24 protein-coding genes and 1 pseudogene are annotated in these 22,034 nt (G+C 30.6%); 4 read left to right on the top strand and 21 right to left on the bottom strand.

Features of this window, described 5'->3' with window-relative positions; all coding sequences use genetic code 11:
• A pseudogene (locus tag FOF46_RS32450) lies at positions 1-115 on the top strand (IS982 family transposase); the annotation flags it as partial.
• Positions 116-219: 104 nt separating this feature from the next.
• Here the strand turns inward: FOF46_RS32450 and FOF46_RS03260 are convergent.
• The 9 genes from FOF46_RS03260 to FOF46_RS03220 form a co-directional block, all read right to left on the bottom strand.
• Entirely contained in the window at positions 220-1,098 is an 879-nt protein-coding gene (locus FOF46_RS03260; protein ID WP_109436873.1) for a glycosyltransferase family 2 protein, read from the bottom strand.
• Positions 1,095-2,780: an ATP-binding cassette domain-containing protein gene (locus tag FOF46_RS03255; protein ID WP_143915445.1), complete on the bottom strand. Its 1,686-nt coding sequence runs from the start codon at positions 2,778-2,780 to the stop codon at positions 1,095-1,097. The genes FOF46_RS03260 and FOF46_RS03255 overlap by 4 nt, the downstream gene beginning before the upstream one ends.
• A 46-nt stretch (positions 2,781-2,826) precedes the next feature.
• Positions 2,827-3,930: a hypothetical protein gene (locus FOF46_RS03250; RefSeq protein ID WP_109436871.1), complete on the bottom strand. Its 1,104-nt coding sequence runs from the start codon at positions 3,928-3,930 to the stop codon at positions 2,827-2,829.
• A gap of 4 nt (positions 3,931-3,934) precedes the next feature.
• The gene (locus tag FOF46_RS03245; RefSeq protein WP_244299558.1) at positions 3,935-5,251 is read right to left on the bottom strand and encodes a B12-binding domain-containing radical SAM protein; all 1,317 of its coding nucleotides are present in this window, start codon (positions 5,249-5,251) and stop codon (positions 3,935-3,937) included.
• A 56-nt stretch (positions 5,252-5,307) separates the two neighbouring features.
• Positions 5,308-6,099 carry a class I SAM-dependent methyltransferase gene (locus FOF46_RS03240; protein WP_109436869.1) on the bottom strand — a complete coding sequence of 264 codons (792 nt, stop codon included), beginning with the start codon at positions 6,097-6,099 and terminating at the stop codon, positions 5,308-5,310.
• Positions 6,092-7,561: a B12-binding domain-containing radical SAM protein gene (locus FOF46_RS03235; RefSeq protein ID WP_109436868.1), complete on the bottom strand. Its 1,470-nt coding sequence runs from the start codon at positions 7,559-7,561 to the stop codon at positions 6,092-6,094. Before FOF46_RS03235 ends, FOF46_RS03240 begins: the two co-directional genes overlap by 8 nt.
• The gene (locus FOF46_RS03230; RefSeq protein ID WP_109436867.1) at positions 7,554-8,453 is read right to left on the bottom strand and encodes a nucleotidyltransferase domain-containing protein; all 900 of its coding nucleotides are present in this window, start codon (positions 8,451-8,453) and stop codon (positions 7,554-7,556) included. Before FOF46_RS03230 ends, FOF46_RS03235 begins: the two co-directional genes overlap by 8 nt.
• A 114-nt stretch (positions 8,454-8,567) precedes the next feature.
• Complete coding sequence (locus tag FOF46_RS03225; RefSeq protein ID WP_109436866.1) at positions 8,568-9,104, bottom strand: YceI family protein; 537 nt, start codon at positions 9,102-9,104, stop codon at positions 8,568-8,570.
• 22 nt (positions 9,105-9,126) lie between these two features.
• Positions 9,127-9,492, bottom strand: coding sequence for a hypothetical protein (locus FOF46_RS03220; protein WP_109436865.1), 366 nt, complete (start codon positions 9,490-9,492; stop codon positions 9,127-9,129).
• Between the two features lie 123 nt (positions 9,493-9,615).
• On the opposite strand from FOF46_RS03220, the gene FOF46_RS03215 reads away from it, so the two are divergent.
• Both FOF46_RS03215 and FOF46_RS03210 read left to right on the top strand, forming a co-directional pair.
• Positions 9,616-9,999, top strand: coding sequence for an OB-fold protein (locus FOF46_RS03215; protein WP_109436864.1), 384 nt, complete (start codon positions 9,616-9,618; stop codon positions 9,997-9,999).
• Positions 10,000-10,031: 32 nt separating this feature from the next.
• Positions 10,032-10,886: a DUF5777 family beta-barrel protein gene (locus tag FOF46_RS03210; protein WP_109436863.1), complete on the top strand. Its 855-nt coding sequence runs from the start codon at positions 10,032-10,034 to the stop codon at positions 10,884-10,886.
• A gap of 6 nt (positions 10,887-10,892) precedes the next feature.
• Here the strand turns inward: FOF46_RS03210 and FOF46_RS03205 are convergent, their stop codons facing one another.
• From FOF46_RS03205 to FOF46_RS03150, 12 genes are all read right to left on the bottom strand, one after another.
• On the bottom strand, positions 10,893-11,270 hold the full coding sequence (locus tag FOF46_RS03205; protein WP_109436862.1) for a hypothetical protein: 378 nt from the start codon (positions 11,268-11,270) through the stop codon (positions 10,893-10,895).
• Positions 11,271-11,345: 75 nt separating this feature from the next.
• Positions 11,346-11,888 (bottom strand): acyl-CoA thioesterase, encoded by a 543-nt coding sequence (locus tag FOF46_RS03200; RefSeq protein WP_109436861.1) that lies wholly within the window; start codon positions 11,886-11,888, stop codon positions 11,346-11,348.
• 76 nt (positions 11,889-11,964) lie between these two features.
• Entirely contained in the window at positions 11,965-12,327 is a 363-nt protein-coding gene (locus tag FOF46_RS03195) for a 6-phosphogluconate dehydrogenase (protein WP_143915443.1), read from the bottom strand.
• Entirely contained in the window at positions 12,324-12,638 is a 315-nt protein-coding gene (locus FOF46_RS03190) for a hypothetical protein (RefSeq protein ID WP_143915442.1), read from the bottom strand. The genes FOF46_RS03195 and FOF46_RS03190 overlap by 4 nt, the downstream gene beginning before the upstream one ends.
• A 2-nt stretch (positions 12,639-12,640) precedes the next feature.
• Positions 12,641-13,801: a serine hydrolase domain-containing protein gene (locus tag FOF46_RS03185; RefSeq protein WP_143915441.1), complete on the bottom strand. Its 1,161-nt coding sequence runs from the start codon at positions 13,799-13,801 to the stop codon at positions 12,641-12,643.
• 16 nt (positions 13,802-13,817) lie between these two features.
• Positions 13,818-14,147 (bottom strand): hypothetical protein, encoded by a 330-nt coding sequence (locus FOF46_RS03180; RefSeq protein ID WP_109436857.1) that lies wholly within the window; start codon positions 14,145-14,147, stop codon positions 13,818-13,820.
• Between the two features lie 360 nt (positions 14,148-14,507).
• The gene (locus tag FOF46_RS03175; protein ID WP_109436856.1) at positions 14,508-15,857 is read right to left on the bottom strand and encodes a DNA recombination protein RmuC; all 1,350 of its coding nucleotides are present in this window, start codon (positions 15,855-15,857) and stop codon (positions 14,508-14,510) included.
• 79 nt (positions 15,858-15,936) lie between these two features.
• Positions 15,937-16,296: an MmcQ/YjbR family DNA-binding protein gene (locus tag FOF46_RS03170; RefSeq protein WP_109436855.1), complete on the bottom strand. Its 360-nt coding sequence runs from the start codon at positions 16,294-16,296 to the stop codon at positions 15,937-15,939.
• Between the two features lie 19 nt (positions 16,297-16,315).
• The gene (locus tag FOF46_RS03165) at positions 16,316-17,011 is read right to left on the bottom strand and encodes an ABC transporter ATP-binding protein (RefSeq protein ID WP_333967990.1); all 696 of its coding nucleotides are present in this window, start codon (positions 17,009-17,011) and stop codon (positions 16,316-16,318) included.
• Positions 17,012-17,158: 147 nt separating this feature from the next.
• The gene (gene gldG, locus FOF46_RS03160) at positions 17,159-19,558 is read right to left on the bottom strand and encodes a gliding motility-associated ABC transporter substrate-binding protein GldG (RefSeq protein WP_143915440.1); all 2,400 of its coding nucleotides are present in this window, start codon (positions 19,556-19,558) and stop codon (positions 17,159-17,161) included.
• A 57-nt stretch (positions 19,559-19,615) separates the two neighbouring features.
• Entirely contained in the window at positions 19,616-19,900 is a 285-nt protein-coding gene (locus FOF46_RS03155; RefSeq protein ID WP_109436852.1) for a putative quinol monooxygenase, read from the bottom strand.
• Between the two features lie 66 nt (positions 19,901-19,966).
• Positions 19,967-20,797 (bottom strand): SAM hydrolase/SAM-dependent halogenase family protein, encoded by an 831-nt coding sequence (locus FOF46_RS03150; protein ID WP_143915439.1) that lies wholly within the window; start codon positions 20,795-20,797, stop codon positions 19,967-19,969.
• Between the two features lie 262 nt (positions 20,798-21,059).
• Between FOF46_RS03150 and FOF46_RS03145 the strand changes: the two genes are divergently transcribed.
• The gene (locus tag FOF46_RS03145; RefSeq protein ID WP_109436850.1) at positions 21,060-22,016 is read left to right on the top strand and encodes a PhoH family protein; all 957 of its coding nucleotides are present in this window, start codon (positions 21,060-21,062) and stop codon (positions 22,014-22,016) included.
• Positions 22,017-22,034 lie beyond the last annotated feature (18 nt).

Here is a 22,034-nt window from a genome sequence, read left to right as displayed (position 1 = left end):
TGAGGGATTTAAAAATAGAATCTTATCAAAGATCACAGCAATGACCATTATTCAATATATCAATAGGTTTGAATTCAACAGAAATATAAACAACCTAAAAATTAATATTAACTAAATGCACAACGGGTATGTATTTATATTCTTATATGTAGTTGGATTTATAAAAGAATCTTGTAGTTTATTTTTTATGCTTTTCAATGAATAGATTTTATTATAAAGTTAACCGATATATTTTAATATTTTAGATTTTAAATACCATTTGCTAAAAATGGAAGAGTTCTTAGAAATAATATTCAAATATTTTATTCCTTTTTGTTTTTCATTCTGCTGAAAATAAAATTCAGCAATTTTATAATTCATAAAATTAGACGCTAATTGATATTGTTTTTTATTTAATAGGTTGTTTTTTCTTAGCTTATCATATGATGTAATTGCATCCAAACAATGAATTACATCTGATTTTTTTGTGTAATTATTTTCATGCCTCCTCATTAATGTCAATGACTTGTTGAGGTAAAATATTTTATATTTAGTGGCTACTTTTAAATAATAATCGTGTTGCCCTTCTATAACATCTTCATCAAATAAGCCAATTTCATCCATAATAGAACTTCTCATAGAAAATATGGGGAATGCTAAAATTTCACAAATTAATATTTCCTTTAAAACATCTTTATAGAAGGAGTTTTTATAATTATAGAAAGGAGGTTTTAAATTATCAATTTGGGTAAAATGTTGGAGATTGTGAATTACAAATTTAACATCTTTCTGTTGTGCAAAAATGTTATACATTTGCTCAAGTTTTTCTTCTAACCATATATCATCAGAATCCAAAATAGTAATAATCTCTCCACTGGCTTGTCGTAATCCAATATTTCTCAGTTTGCTGGGAATACCTATTTTTTCACTTTTTATATATTGTATTTTATCTTTGTTTTTTTTTTGATAAGAAGTTATAACATCTTCTGTATGATCAGTAGAGCCGTCATCAATAATAAGTAATTCAAAATTTTGATAAGTTTGCTTTAGTATACTTTCTATGGTTTCAATAATAAGATTAGCTCTATTATAAGTAATTGTAATAATACTGAATTTCATGATTTTTCTAAATTAACTATGAAACTGTATAAATCTTTTGTGTGTCTAATATCATGGGATATCAAAATGGTAGTTATGGTGTGTGTTTTTGCAAATTGATGAATAAAACGCAGTATTTTACCTTCTGAAACTTTATCCAAATTATTGGTAGCCTCATCCAATATCAAGATATTGGGGATATTAAGTAATGCCCTTGCTATACAGATTCTTTGCAATTGCCCTCCGGATAAATTTCTTGCTTCAGAACCGATAAAAGTTTCCATTCCATTTGGAAGGTTTAGAATAATTTCCTCAATCTCCAATCCTATAAGTATTTCATTAAGTAATTTTTTATCGTAATCTTTTTTCGTTAAAACGATGTTATCCAAAACGGTTCCTTCATAAATAAACGGTTTTTGAACCAAATAAGTGATTAAACTGAAATAGTTATATTTATTAGTGTCATTTATTTCTATTGAATCAATGTATATATTTCCTTCAGTAGGATCAATCAATTTTGCAATAATATTTAGTAGTGTTGTTTTCCCTATTCCTGATTTTCCGATAATTGATATAAAAGCCCCTTTTGGAATGATAAGATTAAAATTATTTAAAATCGATTTATTTTCTTTGAAATAAAATCCAATATTTTTTAAAGTAATTTTTTCCTTAAATGTAATAGAGGTCTTTGTGGTATTGATTTCTGTAGCTGTGTTTACTTTTTTTTCTATAATATCTAATGCATATAAATGAGAATTAAGATTAGTTACCCCTATGTTTAGTCTGTTAATAGAGGGGATGGCTTTAAAGAATAAAGCTCCAAAAACAGATAAAAAAGAAATCGCATAAGCTTTAGTAAAGGAAAAAAAATGAATATATGTAAATACGCTGCAAAGCAAAAGAACCATAATTATTTCAGTTTGTTTGCTATTGTTGATTCTTTTGGCGTGCAAAATGGAATAATTATGATTTAATCTTTTATTTGAGTTATTAAATTTGGCTAGAAAGTGTTGTAATAAATCAGGAGATTTTATGGACATATAACCATTTAGTAAATTCATAAGGTTATTTATATTATTATCATAATCCTCAGAACGGGTATTGTTAATTTTTTGTATAGTTTTTTTATTATAATATTTAGAAATGATTACAATTGAAACAAGAAAAAGTATAACAACCAATGTAATGCTAAAATAAAAATAGAAACCTATACAGGTAATCATAAGTAATAAAATAAATTCAGAAAAAATAGTATTCACAGATACTATTAGATTTCCTACAAAATCATTTGCGACAAAAATGATTTCTTTAATTATAGAAGACTTTTTTTGCTCTTTAAAGACTTGGTAATTACCCAAAATATAATGTTTTGATAGACGCAATGAATATTCAGAACCTAAATCATAAATCACTCTGGCCTGATATTTATTTATTAAAATGGAAACATAGTTTTTAAGAACAAAAAATAAAACAATACAGATTGTCATTAGATACTTGTTTTCCTGAAATAATTGTATTGTTAAAAATTTAATTTCATTATGTTGATCTAATAAAGAAATAATTAACGGAATAAGAATAAAAATTGAAAAAACATCTAGTACTAATAAAAGTAATGATAGTGCCAAAAATGGTATGGATAGTTTTTTATAGCTATTAGGGATTACAGCATAAATTCTTTTTACAATATTAAAAAAAGTAACCATAGTTGTTTTAATCTGGTTTTATATTTATACTCCAAAACGGTTGAAGTTAAGGGTTTTTATAAGACTTTTCTCTAATACTAGAAGGAATTTCTGTAGTTTTCCAAGGTGCAATCTTATCTATTTCATTTCTGTTATACAGATCTCCCAGAAAATCAAATTCATGATGGCGGTGTGTTTTTAAATATTTTAATTTTTTTTGCAACTTTAGTTTGGAAATACCCCATTCATTAGATAAATGCTCTAGAGAAGGTTCCATAAAAGAAATGTATGAAATCTCCATGAGTGTATGTTGTTTTTTATCTTTCAAGGCCTTGTTCTTCCATAAACTATCTTGCACAAGCTTTAATTTCTTATCAAACTTTTCTAAAGAATCATTAAAAGTAATATATGGTAAATATCCAGTAATATTTTCTTGATCATTAAATAAAGGCTGTATGTTTACTTCATGGCACCACATACATTTAGCAGGTTTTCCAGCTTTGGTATGCTTTGGATCGGCTGATTTTTTTAATCGCCCATTAATATCATAAATCCCAAATTTTATTTGTCCATTAGACATGATTTCCATAGTTTCATATTCTAATATTTTCTTAGTTACAGAATCAATCTCAAACGAAATAAAAGCCTGATCTAATTCTTTTGAGGAATTAGAATATTGAATAATCCGATCTACATGAGAAACACTAGAATTATTGATATACCCTTTTATACTATCAAATTGATATAATTCATAATAATCAGAGAGTTTTTGAGGCACATCTACTATTCTATAATAGTGATAAGGACTCCCAATTGTATAAGCCATAAACCTTCCTAAGTCGATGGAATTATTATGTTTATACTCTTCTGATTGTTTTAGTTTATAGGAAAGAGAAGCTAGAAAGTTTGAAGCTTGATTATTAAAACCTAATTCTTTAATGTTCAATGATATGATTGAATCATTATAAGTTAACCCTGGACTTATAGAATCATTAGCAATTGTAGATCCAAGATAGGATAAACACCATTGCAGACCGATTAAGTTTTTGTTTAAAGTATCATCAGAATAAGATTTGTTCCATTTTAAGTTAATCTGATAATCTTTTTTAGGAGAACAATTAAGAATAAAAAGACTTATAATGACTATAAAAAAACGGTTGAATCTAATCATAATATTACTTGAATTTATAATATTTCATTAATACCAGAGATGCAACAGATTTAAACTTTAATTTATACCTTTCTATGATGTTTTGTTGATTTTTAAAATAATTAACCTCATTTACAATCCTTCGTACGGCAAAATCATAAAATTTACGATGATAAGTACGTTTAAAATCAATATCTCTATCTGTAGAAGTATTCCAATCAGGTTGTATAGTGATGTCGTTTTCTATTTCGGTATATAATGAAGTTCCTTTGATAGGGTAAGCGACGGTAATTGTGAAATGCGTTGGATTTGCAACTTTAAGATGATGTATAGTTTCTGCTATATCTTTTTCATCTTCACCTGGATACCCAACCATTATGAATGTTCCTGTTTCTATACCCAGTTGATTCGTTTTTTGGATTGCTTCTCGCACTGTCTCAACTTTTACACGCCGATCCATAGCGTCAACAATTTTTTGCGAACCACTTTCTGCTCCAATCCATATACGGTAACATCCAGCTTCTTTTAATTGTTGTAATACATCATCGTTTAATCTTTCTGCACGAGTAATACATTCAAAAGGTATAATTGCATCTTGTTTGATTACTTCATCATGAAACTCTTTTAACCACTTATGACTCACTGTAAATACATCATCAACAAACCATACTGTGTCTGGATTGTATTGTTTTTTTAGCATAACCAACTCTTGCGCAACCAAGCTTGCCGGTCTTCTTCGATAACTTTGACCATACACCGCTGTACTGCACCATTTACAGGTATACGGACACCCTCTTTGTGTGCTTACCGTCATAGAACTCTTACCATGGTTATTTTTCCAGGTATCAAGGTATTGTTGCATGTTTATAGCACTACGGTTGGGTAAGGGGAGAGCAGAGAGGTCTTTCATTTTGATACGAGCAGATGTCTTTATAACATCACCTTTATCCAAATAGGCTATTCCAGAAATTTGATGTATATCTGTTTTATTTATAATGGCATGATATAGTTCAAGTAAGGTTTCTTCACCTTCACCCAGAACCAAGTATTGTGCACCTGCTTTTAGATAATTCTCACAATTATAGGTGACATCTGGCCCACCTAATACAATTTTTGGAAAACCATATTTAGCTTCATTTTTCAAAATGTAGATGAGTTTAATAACATCAACTTTAGTCATTAAATTTGCATAAATGGCAATGACATCAGGTTTCTTAGAAGCAATAAAATGTAATTGGTCCTCTAACGAGCTAAAAGTAGTGTCAAAAACATAATTTTCTATATTGTGTTCTTGTAAATATCCAGAGAGATAGAGTTGACCTAAAGGAGGATAAGGTTTCATAATCCGATGTTCTTTCGGATCTGAGCTAAGGTAATATGCATGGGTCAGAATAATGCTCATTTGGATTGTAATGAGATTAGATAGTGATCACTATATTTTGATAAAAAAGAAAAATGTTTAACAATACGATCTGAACGATTTAATAATCTCAACAACCCCAATTTTTTTTTGAAAAAAGGCTCTAAATAAGATGGGGGAATAAAAAAACCAATAGGCCTTACTTTGTTAACTCGAAAGTTATTTTTAGAAAACTTTCTTATGTTTTTCGGGTTATAGTACCAAGTCTTCACTAAGTTTCCATCAACATTTACAGCAATAGAATTTTTGGTATTTCGTCTAAAAACATTTTTGAAATTCCTTTTTAATATAAAGTATATATTTTCAAAAAGACAATTTTTGGGCATTATTACTCCAATAATTTTACCTTCAGGCTTTAATATTTTAGAAGCTGAATTAAAAAAAGTATGGAGTTGTATAGGGGAAAGACAGTTTAATCCTCCAAAATTAGAAAATATGAGGTCAAACGAATCATCAAAATGGGTTTCATTCAAAGCATTAATATCAAGTTGTCTAAATTCTAATTGGTTTTGGTTAGAACTAAGTTTGGTTTTGGCAATGGTTATCATTTGCGAAGAAATATCTGTCGCTAATATACGATGTCCTTTGTTGGCTAACCATATCGCATCATGACCGGTACCACAATTGATTTCTAATATATTAAGATTTTTATGCGTAGAAAGAGTCTTAGCTAATGAATAATAGACTAATTCTCTTTGGTATTTACCTATATGGCTATGTGTAAAGACATCATCATAGGCTATGGCCGCTATATCAAAAGCTTCATTCATTTAAATGTTCCATTCTTTTTAAAATTTGAAAATCTAAAAATGCACTTGGGAAATAATACACCAAATAGGTGATCCTTTTTAGAGCTTTTGAGGATAATTTATTAGGGCTTTTTACAATTTTTTTGATGAATTGAATTCCCTGACTTTTTCGATATTCTTTATGGACATAACGATGTAATTTTTTATAATATTTAGAATTATATGTACCACTAAACATCATGGCTAAATCATCAGAATCTGTCCAATTAGCTTTTAATTGAAGATCATCTTTTACTTTATCATAAAATTTGGTTCCAGGTAATGGATATGATACCGATACTCCAAGATCATCAGGAAGAAGCTCTTTAATCATTTTTATTGTCTTAGAAATATCATCTTTTGTTTCTCCGAGATAACCAAATTGAATAAAGAATGCTACTCTAACATTTTTATCTTTTAGTAATTTGGTTGCCGTGTAAATCTGTTCTACAGTAGTTCCTTTATCCATAGCGTCTAATATAGATTGAGAACCACTCTCAGCACCTACCCAAACCTCTTGTAAACCAGATTCGGCAAGAGCATCAATAGTGTCTTCTTTTAATAAAAGATCAACTCTACTTTGAATATAATAACGCAAGCTTGTATTTGTTTTTTTTAATTCGCGATTAAAATCCTGTACCCAACCAGGTTTAAGTCCAAAAATGTCATCACACATCCAAAAACGATATACGTTATAGTGTTTTTGTAAAAATTGAATATGCTTTACGATATATTCGGGTGAATGAGAATTGTACCGATTCCCATAAATAGGTTTTGCACACCAGTTACATTTAAAAGGGCAACCTCTGGTTGTTGCAAGATTAAGAGTAAATTCTTTACCGCCAGAGTTCCAGATGTTTTTGTATGCATTAATGTCAACTAAATCCCAGGCAGGTAATGGTAATTCGTCTAAATCCTTTAGTACTTGTCGCTTTGGGTTTGTGATAGTTTCTTCTCCTTCATCCTTGGCATATACAATACCTTTAATATTGTTGGTAGATTGATCAAGTTGTATGGATTTTACTAGTTCCAAAAGGGTAGCTTCTCCTTCTCCCTGAATGATATAATCTGCTCCATTAAATAGGTATTTGGTATAATGATCTGTAGCATCAGAGCTGTTAATGATTACAATGCATCCATGACTTTTCCCAATCCGTATCATTTCGAATGCAGCTTGACGCATTGTTGTCAAACACATTTTGGTTAAATAATTAAAACCATCATCATATAAGACAAGATACTTGGGTTTTTTTTCAGAAATCTCCTTTTCTATATCATAAGGATTATCTCTTAAATTAGTATCGAATAAATCAACGTTAAAACCGTTCTGCCTCATTAATGCAGCAGCATATATAGTGCCCAATGGAGGATAAGGAGTCTTATTTTTCCATTGTTTTTGATCCAAAGGATAATAGTACGAATGTGAAAACAAAATATCAAGCATGTTCTTCTTCTAATTCAATATTATATCTAGTATAAAATTCCTTATATTTTTGATTGAGTCTGGCGATAACTCTTTTTTGAAAGTTTTGAGGATGATGTTTAGATACTCCACTTGTTGATTTCATTGCAATCTCAAAATCTTCTTTATTTAAAGTGTTAAATTTTAAGTTCCATTTTTTTACAGTTAATTTTAAAAAAATGTTGTCTAATAGATCACCAATTCTTGTATTTAAAATAGACTCGATCATTTTAGCCAACCAGTTTTTTTTACTGTTTTCATAAAAAGGAGATTTCCCTATTTCCATATTCGGTAAAAATGTTGATACCCATTGATTCTTACTATAAAACAATTCAAAATCACCAGATACTGGTATCAAGGTTAACAATTCGGTCGCAGTAAATATGTTTTTTTCTGTTATTTCTAAAGAGTCTTCTGCAATAAAATAGTTTACACAAAAGAATTTTCTTGAATTTAGTAAAAATATTTTTTTATATAGCATCAAAAGTGTTCGCGCAATCCATAGTTTTTTTGAGGTCGTAATTACAAAAAAGTCAACATCACTGTTTTTATCGTGGTAATTCTTGGATAAGGAACCAGAAATCCCCACTGCTTTAATAAAAGGAAATTTTGAAATAAACACCCCTTTTTTTATAGCCTTATCCATAACAGCTTTTGCCATATTATTTCCTGCTATTCTTCGGGAAATAGTTTTTGTATGATTATCAATACAATAAAAATTTTTATCACTAAAAATTACGCCTTTTTGTTCGAGGTATTTTAATTCATTATTTACTTCGTCTTGACTATGAGCTGCAGAAAACAAATAAACTTCCTCAGCAGAAAGGGGATACTTAAACAAGGAAAAGTATAACAGCGCTTTAACTGAGTTCATTGAGTTTGTGAATTTTGTCTAATTAAATTTATGATTTTTATAAATAAGAAATAGTGAAATGATTATAATATAAATCAATTAAATCATAGGTGTTACCTATTTATTTGACAATAGTTATTTTTTCTGTAAATCAAAATTTAGCGAGACTAAAATATCTTTAGCAATCTTTTTACTTACAATACCAGGGATTTTGATGTTAAAATCTTCTGGTTTGGTTTTAAAAGAAGAAGATATCAAAATTGTATTGTCTTTTTTACTTAATTTGCCTGTTACAGATAAATCTTTTGATTTTCCATGTAGCGTTAATATCCCTTTAATTGAGTATTCCTCTTTTAGGTTGTTTTTATCAAAATCGATCAGTTTACCTTTAAATGTAGCTTTTGGATAATCATCAGACTCAACATAATTTTCATTAAAATGCTCTTCCATTAGTGCATTTTTAAATCTGAAACCTTTCATCAATGCTAAGGCAGCAAACTCACCATTGTCTGCATTTAAAATAGCAGTAACAGTACTATTTTTTGCTTTAACTTCTTCAAATGAGGGTACTGATGCTTCAAACTTAATAATTCCTTTCTTGGTAATGTACTTTTCTTGACTAACAACAAATGAAGTGGTCAATAATAGGATAAAAATGATTAAATTTTTCATTATCAGTTATATGTTTTATTAATTATTGTTCGAGTAAACCATCATCTCTCCATTGAATGATGATATCTATAGTAGATTGGGGTAATCTTGGTCCTCCAGAAGGCATTAAAAAGTTAATATCTTCTGAGGATACCCTACCAATTAGATTTCTATTTTCTGCAGCTTCTTTTACCTGTTCAAAGGTTAGTAATGGCATTGGAGCAAAGTTTATTGGAGGATCATTATGGCAAAGAATACAATTACTATCTATTATATTTTTTACATTGTCATCATATGTGACTAAATTTACAGGAGTAACATCGATTAAATCACTTTCACTATCGTTTTCACAACTAATAGTAATTAATATAAAACCAATAATTATAAACTTCAGGATTGATATTCTCATGCTTAGATTAAGTGACGTTAGAGAGTTAGAAATTATATCAAAATTTGCAGATATCCAAAATTAAATCTAAATAAACAGATAATTTTTATATTTTTAATACAGGTTAATTATAAAAAGATTACCATGAAAAAACTATTGATAGCCATATTAGTTATTGCTTTAGCAGGTTTTATAGGATATAAATATATATACCAATCTCATAGAGATATACAAAGCGAAGAGGCCAATTTTACTGTAAATGCTACAGATATAGCAATAGAATTTTCAAAAAATCAAGACATTTCCTCCGAAAAATATTTAAATAAGACTATTATTGTAGAAGGAGAACTTACAGAAATCGAAGAGAATTCTATAATGCTCAATGAAGCAGTATATAGTTCATTTGATACCAATGTAGATCAATCAAAGTATACTCTTGGGATGCCTCTAAAGATTAAGGGTAGATGTATAGGGTATGATGAGCTCTTAGAAGTCATAAAATTGGATCAAACTTCAATACTAGAATAGTTTTTGTTATACTAATTTATAAAACCTCTCTTATGAAAAAAGTTTTAATACTTTTATTAGCAATGCCTTGTATGTTATTTGCTCAAGATGATTTACTTGATGAATTAGAATCTGATGTGCAAGAAGATAATTATGTTGAGGCTGCTTTTAAAGGATTAAAAATTGTAAATTTTGAAACGACCAAGTTAGTCAATAAAAGAAATCTGTTTTTTATTGTAGCGCATAGATTTGGAAGTGTAGAGAATGGTATAGATGACTTTTTTGGGTTGGATCAAGCGGTAACGCAACTAAAGTTTATTTATGGAGTTACTGACGCAATTAATGTAGGTATTGCCAGAAGTTCTTTCCAAAAAACTTATGGAGGACATATTAAATACAGGTTGATAAGACAGAAGAAAAATGGATTTCCGTTTACGATAGTTGGATACAACCTTGTTACGATAAATACAGCTTTAGAAGAGGATCTATTACCAAATTTGGAGTTTAATAATAGAGTGTCTTATACTTCCCAGATTTTAGTTTCTAAGAAAATAACTAAAAATCTATCATTAGAACTAGCGCCATCGTATTTACATGAAAATTATGTTAGATTTGATGATCAAGATAATTCTCAGTTTCTTGTAGGTATGGGTGGGAGATATAAATTAACCAAACGCTTCAGTCTAAATATAGATTATGGAGTACACCTAAACAGAAGTACAACATCTACATTCAAGAATCCACTATCCATAGGGTTTGATATCGAAACAGGAGGACATGTATTTCAACTTCATTTTACCAATGCACAGCCTATGTTTGAAAATGGATTCTTAGGCCAGGCTTCTGGAGACTGGGGTGATGGAGACTTTTTCTTTGGCTTTAATTTAAGTAGAGTTTTTGATTTATAAGCAATCTTAATTTTCTAAAAAACCATCGGCTTCCCAATCTAAAATAATATCAATAGTTGCTTGAGGTAGTCTTCCACTTGGTGGCATTACATTAGCGCCAGAAGATTGAACAAAAAGGACAAGATCTCTATTTACACCATCTATAGTTTCCTGAAAATTACGCATAGGAAAAGTAGCTCCTTCTGCCAATGGAATAGTATGACAACGTAGACATTGTCCATCTATGATGGCTTTTACATCGGCATCATATGTTGTTATTTTGTTTGGATTAGGATTTGTGTCTGGACCTCCATCAGGCATAGGCTCAGTATCATCACTACTACTGCAGTTAAAACAAAAGATAACAGTTAACAGTAGAAGAAACTTCTTAGAGATATTTTTCATAGCATGGGGTTTTTTGATAGGAAATATACAAAGTTTTTGATAATTAGTACATATAACGTAATGATCACCGTTTAATTATAAATTAATTTTTACATTATATTCTTTAAGTACTTCTATATGAGATTCTAGTTCAAACTCTGAAGCTTTAAAACGATTACGTCTAATAGTAGCATCTTCTTTGCGTATAATACTTCTTACAAAACGGCGTATAGCGGTCTTGTTTTCTAAAATTAGACCGGGAATTGGAACACTTTTTCCTGTATCATTTTTGGCTACCATCGTAAAATAACTAGAATTACAATGTTTCATTTTTCCAGTTTGTATGTTTTCTGATTCTACCCGAACACCAACAACCATTGATGTGTTTCCTACATGATTTACAGATGCTTTTAAAGTAACGAGTTCACCAACTTCAATTGGTTTTAAGAAATCTACTTTGTCTACACTCGCCGTAACACAATAGGTTTCTGAATGTTTAGAGGCACAAGCAAAAGCGATTTGATCCATTAGGGATAAAATATACCCTCCATGTATTTTTCCGCTAAAATTAGAATGGGAGGGAAGCATCAATTCAGAAATGACTACTCTGGATTCTATATTGGTTTTATATTTTTTCATGTTGTGTATAGCTATATGTTTTATAAATATTGTCGCTAATAATCTATAAACTTTTCAGACCTTATGTCATTGCTTTTTACTTATTTCTAAAATGGGGTGATTCTTCTTCTTCGACCTCTATGACAAAATACTTTGTGTCTCCAAGCCAAGATACTTTAGCAAAGCGCTCTTTATACTTTAGTTTTACATATCTACCTTGAAATTCTTCAAGTTTTTCTATTACTTTTTTATCTTCAACCGAAAAACTAAATATTTGAGCACCAGAGATACCTTGACTAATTTCTCCTTCCCAGGTTTTAAAAACTATTCCTTTATTACTAAACTTAATAAGTTCTCCACTTCGAGTTCCTTCACTGTATGAAGCATAATATATAAAGGCATACCATCCTGCAAAGAGAGTTATAATTATGATGATAATTACTGCAAGTGCCTTTTTCATTTTTTCATTTTTTCATTAATTAAACTAATTAACCCTATTCCAAATATTATAAATCCAATACACAAAAATATATCTATAGCATAATATAACATATCGGCAGAAGAACCATAATCTCCCAAATATGCATACAAGTCAATAGCAAAAAGAGTTGAGCATATTAAATTTATAATACTTCCAATACTCATTAAAATTGCATCTATAGAACCAGATTTTATGAGGTAGTAAATAGAAATTATTAAGATAAACAGTTGAGGGAAAATAATAATACCTCCTCTAATTAATGTTAATATTCCAGAAAATTCTTGATCCATTTTCACAATGCATTATAAATTTTAGTTACAAATTCATCAATTTGACTTGGCTCTAACCATCTTGTGACTATAACCAGGTTTTGTTTTTTATCAATAACGATAAAATTACCTCCAAAACCAGCGGCATAATACAAATGTTCTGGTAATCCTTCCCAATGCCTGGGACCTTTTTGATTTAGCCACCACATAAATCCATAATTCGGATTTGCTTTTGAGGGCTGAATCGCCTCATCTATCCATTGTTTTGATATTAATTCTTTGCCGTTCCATTGACCATTATTCAAAAATAAAAGCCCAAATCTAGCATGGTCCAAAGTATTTATAAATAATCCTCCACCAGAGTGACCTCCACCGCTTACAGATTGCATTTTTAGTCCGTCAATGGTTACCCATGAATTGTCATACCCATACCATCTCCAGGTAGTAGAGGCACCAATAGGATACATAATATTTTCTTTAAGTACTTGTGGTAAAGGTGTTCGCCAAACATTAAGTAAAGAGTAAGCCAGCAAATTAACTCGAACATCATTATATTCAAAAACTGTTCCTGGGTCATTAAGTTTTCTATATTTCCACTCATCTATACCACCGTCTCTTGGAGGACGATCAGCCCAATCATATCCTCCCCATAATTGCCCAGACCAATCTGAAGACTGTGTGAGTAGATGTCTCCAGGTAATTTTCTTGTTATGGTTACCATCAAAAGTGTGATCCCAAATATGTTTATATGTAAAATCATCTAAAGAAGGAATTAGCTTATGATCTAACGCTAAACCAGCCATAGTAGATAAATAACTTTTGGTGACACTAAATGTCATATCTACTCTCTCAACATCACCCCATTTGGATATAATATATCCATCTTTAATAACTAATCCTGCGGGACCTCCTCTTTTTTTTGTTGGACCAAGGATTTTGTGATAAGGCTCACGCCGAAAACCTTTTACAATTGCTTCACGAAGGTCTTTTGAACCAGAATACTCATTATCCTTAGCATACTGCACGGCTTCCTGAAGTTTTTGATTATTAATTTTGAAATCAGAAGGACTTTTTTCTTGCCAATTTCCGCGCTCCGGGAAATACATTTGTTGCGCAGTGATACTCTGAAAATTACTCCCAAAAAGAAATAATAAGAAAAAGCTTTTTATAAGTATTGACCTCATAAAATTACTATTTGAGTTATTGTTTTGCTTTGATAAGTTTTTGGATCATCATGTATAAACCTATCAGAAATAATATAGATCCAATAAAAGAAATACCATTTACTCCTGCATTGATAATGGCATATATATCAAAGCCCCACAAATCCACGAATGTGTATAAAAATTGATGGAGAATCGCTACAATTAGTATAAGGATATTGCCTACAAGTATCAGAACTCCTTCTTTTGTAGATCCCACTTTACTATTATAATATATAGCAAGAATAATAAAAAGTATAATAGGGAAAATATAAAATATAGCTCCAGTGAACCTAAGTAAAATTTCAGAAAAATTTGATTCTATCATAATTTTAGTTTTTTGATAATAGTGATTTATTTTTAATAGTTTTTCTAATTAACAGAAAAAAGCCAATTGTAAAAAGGATGGATCCGAAAAAGGAAAGCCCATGTGATATATATACTAATGTTTCATAAGAATCTATTTGTTCAAAATGGCTTATATAAGAGCTTGCCATAAAAATTGAAACACTGCATAATAATGATATTATACTTCCTGCAGCCAATAGAATACCTTCTGTTTTTGATGTTACTTTATATAGATAATATAAACATAGTATCACTATGATTATTTGAGGTAAAGAGGTCAAAAAACTTATGAAAATGTTTGTTACAACCTTTATAATATCCGACTCCATGTATTCATTTTTTAGTTATCGTTTTCTTCAGTTGCTCTTTTAATAATTGCTTCTGGCAAAGATTTTTTGGCTTTAGCCCCCATTTTTTTAAGCTTCTCTACGCTTGTGATTAGATTTCCTCGACCGTCTACGAGTTTATTCATTGCAGCAGAGTAATCCTTCTTAGCATCGTCTATCTTCTTTCCAACTCCGGTAAGGTCTTTTACCAACCCTTCGAACTTATCATATAATGCTCCTGCTTGTCGGGCGATCTCAATGGCATTACGTTGTTGTTTTTCATTGTTCCACATGGTATCGATAGTACGCAATGTAGCTAGCAATGTAGAAGGAGTAACAATCACAATATTTTTTTCAAAAGCTTGATTATATAATTTATTGTCTTCGTTAATGGCAATAGCAAAAGCAGGCTCTATAGGTACAAAAAGTAAAACAAAATCAGGAGACTCTATGTCATATAAATCTTGGTAGTTTTTTTCTGAAAGCTGATCTACGTGACGCTTAAGGGCATTGATATGTTCTTTTAGATAATTCGCTTTTAGGTCATCATTATCTTCATTTACAAACCGTTCGTAAGCCGTAAGAGTTACTTTAGAATCGATAACCATTTTTTTATTATCGGGTAAATAAATAACTACATCGGGTAAAACTCGCTCTCCATTTTCTTTGGTAAAGCTTTGTTGAACAAAATATTCTCGATCTTTCTCAAGTCCGGATTTTTCTAAAACTCGTTCTAGTACCAATTCACCCCAATTTCCTTGCATTTTATTATCTCCTTTGAGTGCTTTGGTTAAGTTGGTAGCCTCTTTACTCATTTGTTCATTAAGATCTTTAAGTCCAAGAATCTGTTGTCGTAAAGCTGCGTGGTAATCTATACTCTCCTTGTGAGTTTGTTCTACTTTCTTCTCAAATGTATTGATCTTCTCCTGTAAAGGAGTAAGGATATTTTTAATATTCTCTTTATTCTGTTCTGTAAATTTATTTGACTTTTCGTCAAGAATCTTATTAGCAAGGTTTTCAAATTCTTTAGTGAATTTCTCCTGTAATTTTTCTACTTCGTCTTTTTGTTCTTGATTTTTAAGTTGAAGATTTTCAAATTCAGCATTACGACGAGTAAGCTCTGTATTCAGGAAATCTTTTTCTCTACGAATTTCTTCTCTTTCCTTACCGATTTCTGAAAGTTGATTTTCTGACGTTTTTTTATATTCCTCTAGCTGAAATTGCAATTGGTTTGCTCTTTCGCTAACTGTACTTTTTTCACTTCTGTTTTTTAACGAAGCAACATATTTACCAATAAAAAAACCTGTGATAATTGATATGATAATTACCCCAATGGCAATAATGATCGGTGTGTATTCTGACATGTAATTTTTTGTTTACCCAAAGATAAAGATAAGGAATCAAAATAATGATGGAAGTAAAGGTAAGTTTTTCTTCTTTTTGTTATGATTCATTCAGCTTATGGCGTTCTAGAATAGATAGATTTTTGACTACCAAATCATAAGAGTCATCTATCCATTTTTTGATTAATGAGTCTGGTACGGTATGATCCATCATAATTTTATTCCAGTGTTTTTTGTTCATATATGCAGGTGGTTGTACAGCCATATACGTTTCTCTAAGGTGTTCAACATCTTCTGGGTTACATTTTACACTGATAGCTTCAAAATTAGATATGTCAGTAGCAGTAAACATTTTCCCGAGTACTTTAAAGACTAATACATCAGGTAATTTCCCAAATGGAAATGATTCGGTTACTCCTTTTTTAGAAATACAATGCCCCCTATATTCTTCGATATTCATGCTATAAAAATTGAAGTTATTAATTCCTGACCTTATATCTTCCTGATTTGGTGTCAAAAATGATTAAGTCTTCTGGAAATAGACCAGAAAATGCTCTTGCTTGAACTAGTTCTTTGGGTCTTCCAAATTCAAAACCATCTTGATTCATTACAATCATTTTATCACACAACTGTATAGCAAAGTCAATCTCATGTGTCGAGAAAAGAATTGTCTTTTTGGTTTCGAAAGCAAGGCGTTTTAATAATTTCAGAATATATGCCTTATGATAAATATCTAGATGAGTAGTAGGTTCATCTAACATGATAAAAGGAGTGTCTTGTGCTATTGCCCGAGCAATAAGTACTTTTTGTAATTGACCATCGCTTAGCTCAAAACATCTCTTTTCTATCAAATCATTGATATGTGTAACCTCTATCGCTTTACGTATTTTTTCTATATCTTCATCGGCCATTTTACCAACCCAATTGGTATAAGGTTGCCTGCCCAATGCAACTAATTCTTGTACCGTAAGGTTTTTTGAAGCAATTTGTTCTGTAAGTACAATACTTAATTGAGAAGCCAGTTCTATAGATTTATATGATGACAGATCCTTGTCAGATAACAATACTTTACCATGTAGAGGAGGTTGTACATGAGATAAAGTACGAAGTAAAGTGGATTTTCCAATCCCATTAGCGCCTACCAATCCTATAAGCTCTCCTTCATGTAACTTCAAGTTGATATCAGCTGCAACTACATTAAGTTCTTTTTTGGTTCGATATCCAATGGATAGGTTTTCCGTTTTAAGTACAATATTTAAGATTTCAGGATCGATAGATTTAAGGTTTAATACTTTTCTTTATCAAATATAGACAATAGAATTTTAAACACTTTTTTGATACTTTTTCTTTCTAATAAATGCAAATAATACCCCAAATAAAGCAAGAATACCTAATGGGACTATCATATTAATCACTTGCCATTTGGTCTTGTTTTTAATTACTTTTTCGATATCCAAAAATGAAATTTTTATTTCTTTACTTCTAATTTCAACGAGACCAGAATCGTCTAATAGATAATTTACTGTATTTAAAAGAAATTCTTTATTACCATAGTTCAAATTCATAGCAGGATCAAATCCGAGAGGCAAGGGCTGTCCTTTACGCACTTGATTTTTAATAATGTCTCCATCAGCAACCACCACCATCTTTGTAGGTTTACTATCATCTACATGAGATGCTATTTTATAAGGTTTTATCCTGCTTTTATATACAGATTTAAAACTTCCTTCTAAAAGTACAGCGAGATTTTGAGGTCCTTCTGTATAACTTGTGATATCTGGTTTTTTTCTTATAATATTTTCTAATCTGATTTCTTTTGGGACACCTTCAGTTTTTGATTTATCAGAACTTGTAAGTAGTATAGTTTTCTTAATATTGTTTTTCAAGGTATCTAATTGATTAGAAAAGTCAAATTTTACAGATTCTATGTTTTTTACAATAGGATGATTACTAGTGCTTTTGGTTAATGATCCATAAAACCAGGGATAGGGTGTAAATTGGGTTTCGTTTCCTTGTCCTGATGCTAGTACCAATGGAGCAGAATATAAATCATTTACCAGAACAGGATTTATTCTTACACCATATGAGAATAAGGCATCTCCTAATCGTAAATCTTGCATAATTGCTACAGATGATCCCTCTGGATTCATCAGGCTATCAATTTCCATAGTGACAGATTCTGCAAGCCATAATGACTTACCACCATTCATAATAAATTGATCTAATACATATTTTTCTTTCTCAGAAAAAGCTATAGTAGGTTTGGCATTGATAATCATATCAAATTTTTGCAAGTCTTCTAATGTTTTTTCAGGACTTCCCGCAACCGAATCCAGAGTAAATGCACCGACAAAATAATAATTCTGTAAGGTTTTAATAAAATCTGCAATTTTGATATCTGGTAACTGACCATTACCTTTTAATACCGCTATTTTATACTTTTTTGGGTGAAGTAGTTTAGTTAGCCCATCTATAAATGCATATTCTAATTGTTGTATTGAACTGTTTACTCGTTCTTCGGTGGTTGCTCCAATCGTATTTTTGATCAAAGGAATTTTTACACTTTGATCCTTAAGGCTTATAAGTGCCCAGGGAACCACAGTTTCAATTTCAGTCTTTCCGCTCTCCTGTACGCTAACTTCCATCGGAGTTAACCCAAATCTTTGCAATTCTACAATAGTTTGAGAGCGTAATTCTTCTTCTTCAAGGGGGTTCGTGAAAATGTATTGTATATTGGAATTTAAAACATTAAACTCTTCTAATAATTGTTTTGTTTCTAATTGTAAACGCCTAAATTCTGAAGGGAAATCGCCCTCTAATAAGACTTCTATCAATATAGGAACATCTGCTTCTTCTATTATGTTTTTTGTAGCTTCAGAAAGAGTGAAACGCTGATCTTGAGTAAGATCAAAACGCTTATAGAATGTATTTCCTATTATACTTAATACAAAAGCAAATATCAATGTAATACTTGCAGGTTTAATTTTTTGTTTTAAAGAGCTTTTTTTTAGAACTACAATAGTAAGTGCAATAAATATCAATATACAACTTAAGAAATAGAAGACATCTCTTGTATCAAGAATACCTTCACTCATACGTTCATAATGTAATTGCATTCCAAATTGCCCTAAGGTTATATTGGGAGATCCAAATAATGTGTAATTTGCTAATCCACTAAATCCGAAATAGAAAACAAAACATAGAAATAAACCGACTAAAAAAGAAACGATTTGATTGTTGGTAATTGAAGAAGAAAATATCCCAATTGCAGTATATGACGAACCTAGCAGAAGCAAAGCGATGTATGATCCCAATGTACTACCTATGTCAAGATTACCAATGGGTTTTCCGAGTTGATATATAGTAAGAATATATAATAATGTAGGAATAATAGCAATAAGGATTAAAGAGAGGCTTCCCAAATATTTCCCAACTACCAAATGCCATTTTTGTATGGGTTTGGTAAATAATACTTCAAGAGTACCTTGTTTTTTCTCCTCGGCAAAACTTCTCATTGTCACAGCCGGAATTAAGAATAGTAGTACCCATGGAGCAATTTGAAAAAAAGGAGATAGATTTGCAAATCCACTGTCAAGAATATTGAACTGTCCTTTGAATACCCATAAGAAAAGGCCATTAAGCGTCAAAAATATAGCAATAACAAGATATCCTACTGCAGAGGAAAAAAAAGTATTAATTTCTTTACGTATTAATGCAAACATATTTTTTTAATTTCTAGTCTTTAAACAATTTAGGAGTACTATTTGCAATCTAAAAAATTATGCATCTACGACACTCCAAGCTTCAGGTCTTTGATTGAATTTGTTTTTGGTGTTTTTCCAAACTCCATTGAATAACGCAGAGTTTCTATAGTTATTGAGATGTTCTTCAGATTCCCAATGACTATACGTGAAAAATTGATTAGAATTCGTAATATCTTGTAGCAGTTTTAAGTGACTGCAACCTTCAAAATTTCGAATTTTATCCTTGTTTTGCTCAAAGACTTCTAAAAAAGCATCAATTTGATCGGGGATAAACCCCATTTTTACAATTCGTATTATCATTTTTTAAGTTTCAAAAGTAGTGACATAGAATACTAGTACTACGATTCATGTTTTTTTAGATTAGAGTCATTCAAAACTAATACTGACTGTATCTCTATAGTATAATCCAAATAGACTAGAAGCCCCACCAACGGTTTTAGGATTACTCTTATAAATTGCTAATTCTAAATATCCAGAAGAATTAAAGACAGCTAGTTTTTTACCATCTTCTTCGCGTTTACCTTTTTCGATATCAAAATTGATAGCATCACTGTATCGTTCATATACATTTTCAAATACAGCTGTACGAGCAGTAATTTTAAACTTCCTTCCTTTACCTATTTCTTCAAATAGTTTTCGGGTAATATTGGTTACCAGATTTCCATAATTGTCAATATAAATAATACTTCCAACAATTTGAGTACCTCCAACATTTACAATAGGGGTCATTCCTTTGATGGTTTTAATTTCAGTTATTGTTTTTCCAATAACTTCAAGTGTACCTCCTCGGGCAATGTGGCAAGCTACGTTTACAAAAACATCTAATACAGGGAAATTTGAAGCAATAGCATCATGAATATTTATCTCTACCACTTTTTCAGGATTAAACTCTGATGTAATCAAACAAATGAGTCCGTTATTAGCACATATAAAATAATGATCATCTAATTTTACTGCGATATGTTTATTTTCGGGATTAAGCTCGCTATCTATTCCAACAATATGTATACTACCTTTTGGAAAGCTTTTATAAGCGTTCTGTATTATATATGCAGCTTCTGTGATATGAAATGGAGAGATTTCATGAGATATATCAACAACTCTGGCTTCCGGTAATTCTGTATAAATAGCACCTTTTACAGCAGACACAAAATGATCTTTGATTCCGAAATCTGTAGTTAAGGTGATAATTGGCATGTACAAGAATTGTTAATATCTTTTGGCTGTAAGCGTTTAAAAATATGTAAATTTGTTATGAAGTTACTCAAAGTTTTTCTTTGGACTACAAAATGATGATAAAACCATCGTATTTACTGCTTTTTGATCACTTCATTGATTGTGATACTTTAAGCATTTTGCTTCGTTTTAATTTTTTATTTTGCTTTCCCGACAAAACTTAAACAACTTTAGCAAACTTAGTCAATCCTAAAAAAAAATCATACTAAAATCCACATAGCTTTTGAACGAACTTATAATTGAACTTACAGAAATTAATCCGAGAGAGTTTTTCGGACTTCAGAATAGCAATATTCAGTTATTAAAAAAATACTTCCCTAAGTTAAAAATTGTTGCGAGAGGTAGTAAAATGAAAGTATATGGAGATGAGGATTTACTCGAAGAGTTTGATTTACGTCTTAACATGCTACTTGAACATTTTGGAAAATATAATAAATTAGATGAAAATGTAATTGAACGTATATTGACCAGTGATAGTAAAGCTGATTATGAGACATCTGCAAATAGTGGAGAAACATTATTGCACGGAGTTGGAGGAAAGTTAATCAAAGCACAAACAGCTAATCAACGTAAACTTGTTGAGTCATCTAATAAAAATGATATGGTTTTTGCCATAGGACCTGCAGGTACTGGAAAAACATATACAGGTGTTGCGTTGGCAGTTAAAGCATTAAAAGAAAAGCAAGTAAAACGAATTATACTTACTCGCCCTGCTGTAGAAGCAGGAGAAAACCTGGGTTTTTTACCAGGAGATCTAAAAGAAAAACTAGATCCTTATATGCAACCACTATATGATGCGTTAAGGGATATGATTCCTAGTGAAAAGTTAGATAGCTTTATAGAAAAAGGAGTCATTCAGATTGCACCAATGGCATTTATGAGAGGAAGAACCTTAGATAATGCTTTTGTTATTCTTGATGAAGCACAAAATACAACACATGCTCAGATGAAAATGTTCTTAACCCGTATGGGTAAGAATGCTAAATTTATTATCACAGGAGATCCTGGGCAGATAGATCTGCCAAGAAGAGTAACTTCTGGGCTTAAAGAGGCATTATTAGTACTAAAAAATATTCAAGGGATTGGTATGATTTATCTTGATGACAAAGATGTGATTCGCCATAGACTTGTTAAAAAGGTAATTGCTGCATATAAGGATATAGAAAATAGAAATGGATAAATATTTTAGGCTTTAATT

Origin of the sequence: Aquimarina algiphila, from assembly GCF_007489275.1 — a bacterium.
GTDB lineage: Bacteria > Bacteroidota > Bacteroidia > Flavobacteriales > Flavobacteriaceae > Aquimarina > Aquimarina algiphila.
This window is presented reverse-complemented; position numbering and strand designations above follow the sequence as displayed.